The organism is Sphingomonas sp. Leaf10, assembly GCF_001421245.1.
Lineage (GTDB): Bacteria > Pseudomonadota > Alphaproteobacteria > Sphingomonadales > Sphingomonadaceae > Sphingomonas.
Genome location: NZ_LMKE01000002.1, coordinates 64,303 through 70,302 on the forward strand (window position 1 = coordinate 64,303; position 6,000 = coordinate 70,302).

General features: G+C 66.8%; 7 protein-coding genes. All 7 read right to left on the bottom strand.

Annotated elements, in window-relative coordinates:
• Positions 1-187: 187 nt before the first annotated feature.
• The 7 genes from ASE59_RS04990 to fliP all read right to left on the bottom strand — a co-directional run bounded on the left by ASE59_RS04990 (position 188) and on the right by fliP (position 5,839).
• A complete protein-coding gene (locus ASE59_RS04990; RefSeq protein WP_056453073.1) occupies positions 188-721 on the bottom strand; it encodes an NADPH-dependent FMN reductase in 534 nt (177 codons plus the stop codon).
• A 39-nt stretch (positions 722-760) separates the two neighbouring features.
• Complete coding sequence (fliS, locus tag ASE59_RS04995) at positions 761-1,162, bottom strand: flagellar export chaperone FliS (protein ID WP_056453075.1); 402 nt, start codon at positions 1,160-1,162, stop codon at positions 761-763.
• Positions 1,163-2,656 (bottom strand): flagellar filament capping protein FliD, encoded by a 1,494-nt coding sequence (gene fliD / locus ASE59_RS05000; protein WP_056453077.1) that lies wholly within the window; start codon positions 2,654-2,656, stop codon positions 1,163-1,165.
• A 65-nt stretch (positions 2,657-2,721) separates the two neighbouring features.
• Positions 2,722-3,840 (bottom strand): flagellar biosynthesis protein FlhB, encoded by a 1,119-nt coding sequence (locus ASE59_RS05005; RefSeq protein WP_056453079.1) that lies wholly within the window; start codon positions 3,838-3,840, stop codon positions 2,722-2,724.
• Positions 3,837-4,610 (bottom strand): flagellar biosynthetic protein FliR, encoded by a 774-nt coding sequence (gene fliR, locus ASE59_RS05010; protein WP_056453082.1) that lies wholly within the window; start codon positions 4,608-4,610, stop codon positions 3,837-3,839. Before fliR ends, ASE59_RS05005 begins: the two co-directional genes overlap by 4 nt.
• A gap of 205 nt (positions 4,611-4,815) precedes the next feature.
• Positions 4,816-5,085, bottom strand: coding sequence for a flagellar biosynthesis protein FliQ (fliQ, locus tag ASE59_RS05015; protein ID WP_056453084.1), 270 nt, complete (start codon positions 5,083-5,085; stop codon positions 4,816-4,818).
• Positions 5,086-5,089: 4 nt separating this feature from the next.
• The gene (gene fliP, locus ASE59_RS05020; RefSeq protein ID WP_082458122.1) at positions 5,090-5,839 is read right to left on the bottom strand and encodes a flagellar type III secretion system pore protein FliP; all 750 of its coding nucleotides are present in this window, start codon (positions 5,837-5,839) and stop codon (positions 5,090-5,092) included.
• Between the last annotated feature and the right edge of the window lie 161 nt (positions 5,840-6,000).

The following is a 6,000-nucleotide window of genomic DNA, read 5'->3' on the forward strand; positions in this document are numbered from 1 at the left end:
CGCCTTTAGAACGACGCGCGCGCAATGAGAATGGCCGAAACTGTCGATCGGTTTGGAGCCTGATCCGGCAAAGCCGGATCAGGACGGCACCGGCCCACTCCCCCACACGACCACCCAATCAGGATACGTTGTGGGTGGTCGTGTGGGGGAGCGGGCCGGTGCCGCTTCCTCGCAAGCGGATCAGCCTCTACCGCGCGACGAAGCCGATCATCTGTTCGACCATCAGCCGGAGCTGCGGTTCGGCCTTCTCGATCGCACCGTCCTCGATGGTGTTGATCGCGACCCCGATCGGCGTCGGCCAGCCGCGCAGCGCGTGCGCCACGGTGCGCAGCGTGCCGAGCGTCGCCACCGCCGCCTGCCACCCCGCCGCCGTCGCAACCAGCCCGATCGGCATCCCGTCGAAATAGACGCGGTCGTCGCGGCGCAGCATCTCGACATGGTCGAGCGCGTTCTTGACCAGCCCCGACAGCGTGCCATGATAGCCCGGCGAGCCGATGATGATCCCGTCGGCATCGCGCAGCGCGCGCAGGAACGACTGGATGCGGGCATTGCTGCCCGCCGCCTCGGGTTCGTAATTGGGAAAGTCGATCGCCGGCCCGGTCAGCAGCGTCGTGCGCGCGCCGAGCATCGTGGCATGGCTCAGCGCGCGTTCCAGTGCGGCGGCGGTCCCCGAAGTCGGGCGCAGCGTGCCCCCCAGCGCGACGATATGCGGTTGCTTCATGCGCGCACCGCTAGCGGATCGGGCGCGGCGATGCCACCATCAACGCGGCCGGACCGCCTCCCATGCCTCGGCGATGTCGGCCAGCGACGTGGCGGCATTCAGGAAGGGTCGCGAATCCTGTCCGATGCTGGCGTTGACGATCTGTTCGCGCAGGACCGTATAGAGCCGCGACAGCGTCTGCGACAGGTCGCCGCCCTTGTCGTAATCGAGGCCCGCTTCCAGCGCGAACAGGATCGCGGTCGCGCGGGTCACGCGGTCGCCTTTCATCGCATATTGGCGGTTGTCGGTCGCCCATGCGGCGGAGCGGAGCGCGCGGATCGCTTCCTCGTACAGCAGCGACACCAGCGCGTGCGGGTCCGCGCCGCCGGTGCGGGCGGCAAGGTCGATCGAGCGATAGGTCTGGGCGGGATCGCCGGCGAGGGCGGTGGCATAGCGGGTCATTTACTCGCTCCGCGTCCACATCTTGATCTGGTTTTCCATGAAGGTCTGCTGGGCCTTGTACGCGGCGACACGGGCTTCGGATGCCGCGAATTGCTGCGTCATCCGGGTGGAGGTGGTTTCGGTCTGTTCGGCGACCTTGGCCTGTTCCTTGGCGAGCACGCCCTGCGCCTCGGCATAGCGCTTGTCGCTGGCGCCCAGACCCAGCGTCGTGCTCTTGGCATTGGCGGCGATGCGGTTCAGCGCGGCGGGCAGGCTGGTGCCGGTCGTCTTGTCGCTGCCGGTGCCGGCGGCGAACATCGCCTCCACCGCGTCCGGATTGTTGGTCAGCGCGCGGGTCAGCATGTCCTTGTCGACGCGCAGCGTGCCGTCATTGTTGGTAGCGATGCCGATCGACGCCAGCGTCGTCGGGCTGCCATCCTTCGCCCCGGTCAGGTCGGCGATGCTCAGCTTCTGCAGTGACCGCTTCAGCGACTGCGCCGCCGGATCGGCGCGCAGGTCGCCGGTGATCGCATCGGTCGCCTTGTTCACCGATGCCAGCATCTCGTTATAGGCCAGGACGACATTGTTGACCGCCTCGGTCAGCGCCTCGGTCGGCTTGGATGACGACAGCGTTACCGGTCCGTCGGTCGTCACCGCCTTCAGTTCGAGGTTCACGCCCGGTGCGCCGGTCACCTTGTTCGACGCGCTCACCATCGGCACGCCGTCAATGCTGAAGACCGCGTTGCCCGCGCGGGTCACGACCTCCGACCCGCCATTGCTGGTGTCGAAATCGACGTTCAGCCGCTCAAGTCCCGGCGACGCGCTGCCGCTGGCGGGGGTGGCGGTCAGGGTGAACGCCTGGTTCGCGCCCTCGGTGCTGCGCAGTACCAGCCGCTGGCCGTTGGCGTCGGTCACGACGCTGGCGGTAACGCCGGCCTTGGCGGCGGTGATCTTGTCGGCGACGCCCTGCAACGATGCGGCGTCGCTGGCGGTGATCGTGATCGGCGGGATCGTCGTGCCGTTCGCGTTGAACGTGCCGTTCTCGCCCACGCTGCCCAGCTGCAGTTGCAGCGTGCCGGTACCGATCGATCCGGTGGTGGCAAAGGTGTCGTTGGTCACCGCGACCTGCGGCGTGGCGAGCCGGGCGACGCTGACGCTGGCGTTGAGGCTCGCGACCTTCGATCCGGTGGCGACCGATACCTTGACCGCCGATCCGCTGCTGCTCAGCTGCGTCGACAGCCCGCCGCTTTCGGACAGCGTCGAAAGCGCGCTGGCGAAGGTCGAGATGCCCGACTTCAGTTCGGACACCGCCGAAATCTGCGCGGTCAGCGTATCCGACTTCTTGGTCAGCTGCGCATTCTTGTTGGCGAACTGCGCTTCGACCAGGCTCTTGACCAGCGCGGTCGTGTCGACGCCCGACCCGGCGCCCAGCGCGTTGGCGAGGTTGGGGGTCGTCGCCTTGGTCGTGGTCGTCTTGGGCGTCGTCGCGGTCGCCGTGCTGGTCGTGGTTACCATGGTCTACTTCCCCGCGCGAATGCTCACCCCATCAAGCGGCAGACGCGCGAGAATCTTTAGGATGGTTACCCGGAAATCTTGCCGTTTTCGTCGAAGCGTGCCTCGGGCGGAACGGTGACCGGCGGCTGGATGCCGCCCGCCTGCCGGTTGACGCCGAACACGAACGCCAGGACCGTCGCGATGGCGAGGTACAGGTCGTCGCGGACCTCCTGCCCCTGACGGCTGGTATAATAGACGGCACGGGCCAGCTGCGGATACTCCAGCATCGGGATCTTCGCCTCCGCCGCCAGTTCACGGATGGCGAGCGCGGTGGCGCCACGCCCCTTGGCCACCACCACCGGCACCTGATCGCGACCATGGTCGTAGCGGAGCGCGACCGCGAAATGGGTCGGGTTGGTCAGCACGACATGCGCTTCGCCGACCGCCGACTTGAACCCGCCCTTCAGGATTTCGTGGCGGCGCTGGCGGATCTGCGCCTTCACATGCGGATCGCCGTCGCTTTCCTTATGCTCGTCGCGCACTTCCTGCTTGGTCATCTGCAGGCGCTGCATCCGCTGGAAGATCGCCAGCGGCACGTCGAGCCCGGCGATCAGCACCAGCCCGCCGGCCATCACGAACAACAGCGTCAGGAACGTGCCGCCCAGGTCCGAAATCGCCTGTTCGACGTTCGACGACACCAGCCCCATCGAGCTGACCGCCGCCGATTTCAGCATCACATAGCCGATCGCGCCGAGCAGAATGACCTTCAGCAGCGACTTGCCGAGTTCGATCCACCCCTGCGGCCCGAAGATGCGCTTCAGCCCCGATGCCGGGTTGATCCGCGACCCCTTGGGCGCCAGCGCGCCGCCGTTGAACTTGATGCCGGTCAGCCCGGCCTGCGTCACGATGCTGGCGACGACCGCGAAGATCAGCACGCTGCCGACCGGCATCGCCAGTTTCCACCCCGCCTCGACCAGCGGGCGCCATGGCTGGAAATCCTCGACATCGGCACGGCCGAAGCGGAAGCTGGCGGTCATCACCGCCTTGCACGCCGCGACCAGCGACGGCCCGAACATCGCCAGCCAGCCGCACCCGGCCAGCACGACCAGCGCGGTGCCCAGTTCCTTGGATTTGAGGATGTCCCCGTCTTCGCGCGCCTTGTCGAGGCGCTTCTGTGTCGGGCTTTCGGTTTTATCCTCGCTCATCCGAGCACCAGCCTCTGTGCAGCGTCCAAAGCCTCCTGGACGATGACCAGCATATAATCGGTCATCGCCGGCAGCGCGACGAACATCGCGACGACGCCGACGAACAGGCTGGCGGGCATGCCCACCGCGAACAGGTTGAGCGCCGGGGCGGAGCGCGACAACATCCCCATGACGAGGTTCAGGCAGAGCAGCAGGAACCCGACCGGCAGTGCCAGCAACAGCCCCGACAGGAACGCATAACCGCCGAAGATCGCGATATTTTCGAGTTTGGCCGCCGATAGCCACGCCGCGCCCGGCGGCAACAGCTCATAGGAGCGCACGATCAGGTCGATCAGGATCAGATGCCCGTCGAGCGACAGGAACAGCAGCGTCAGCAACACCGACAAGAAGGTGCCGAGCGCCGGGCTTTGCGCCCCGTTCTGCGGATCGACCATCGCCGCGAAGCCGATACCCATCGACATGCCGATGACTTCGGCGGCGATCAGCGGTGCGGCGAACGCGATCTGGAGGACGAAGCCGATCGCGAGGCCCACCAGCCCTTCGGCGGCGATGGCGAGGAAGGTGGTCAGCGAAAAGATTTCGGTCGGGATCGCGAAGGGCTGCGCATGCAGCACCAGCACCGCGATCGCCCCCGACAGCAACACGCGGACCTGCACCGGCATCGCCACCGCCCCGAACACCGGCGCGACGATGAACGCCGCACCGACCCGAACCATGGTGAAGAGCAACGCCCAAAGCTGCGGCTCGACCGCGAGGCCGAAGCCTAGCATGGGGTAACACCCAAGCTTCGGCATGCCGCCGCAGATGCCCTCCGCGCGCCCACGCCGACCCGTACCCCGGCGAAGGCCGGGGCCCAGTTGGGGGACGTCAGCGGTTCGATCGAAGCGGCCCGAAACTGGACCCCGGCCTTCGCCGGGGTACGGTCAGGGGCTGGGCCGGATCGCGCGACGCCAAAGGGGAGTGACCCCGTCATCCCTACCGAACCAGATCCGGAATCCGCTCGAAGATGCTGGTCGTAAAATCGCTCAGCAGGCCGAGGATCATGCCCCCGAACACCGCCAGGCTGATGCCGACCACCGCCAGCTTCGGCACGAACGACAGCGTCTGTTCGTTGATCGACGTCGCCGCCTGGATCATGCCGAGGATCAGGCCCGACACCAGCGCCGGAATCAGGATCGGCGCCGCGACCAGCGCCAGCACCCACATCGCCTCGCGCGCGACGGTCATGAAATAGCCCGCGTCCATCGCCCTAACTCACGAACGACGCGGCAAGGCTGCCCATGGTCAGCGCCCAGCCATCGACCAGCACGAACAGCAGCAGCTTGAACGGCAACGATATGATCGTCGGCGACAACATCATCATGCCCAGCGACATCAGCACCGTCGCCACCACCAGATCGATGACGATGAACGGCAGGAAGATCAGGAACGCGATCTGGAACGCGGTCTTTAGTTCGCTGGTGACGAAGGCCGGCAACAGGATCGAAAACGGCGTGTCGGCGGGCGAGGCGATCGGGCCGCTCTTCGCCATCTGCGCGAACATCGTCACGTCCTTGGTCCGGGTCTGCTTCAGCATGAAGGCGTGCAGCGGGCGGCTGGCGCTCTCGATCATCTGGGTCGAGCTGATCTGGCCGGCGGCATAGGGTTTGATCGCGGTCTCGTTGATGCGGCCGATCACCGGCGACATCACGAACAGCGACAGGAACAGCGACAAGCCTATCAGCACCTGATTGGGCGGCGTCTGTTGCAGGCCCAGCGCCTGACGCAGCACCGCCAGCACGATGATGATCCGGGTAAAGCTGGTCATCATCAGCAGGATGCTCGGCAGGACCGACAACAGCCCCATGATGATGAGGATCTGCAGCGACAGCGCCATCGGCGCGTCGTTGCCGCCACCCAGCTGCCCGAGCGCCCGGTCGAGCGCGTCGGCGGCACCGGGGGCAGGGGCGGGCGCGGCGGGCACGGCTTGCGCCATCGCCGGTACCGCAAGGAACAGCATCAGCGCGATGCCGATCGCGGCCAATATGACTTCGACACGCCAATTGGGTCTGTTGCGCGAGGGGCGTCGCACTCTGAGCGCATCGACTCCCCTCCCTGACAAGGGAGGGGCTGGGGGTGGGTAGGCCCGCGAGGAAACGCCGCGCCTGCCACGGGCCGACC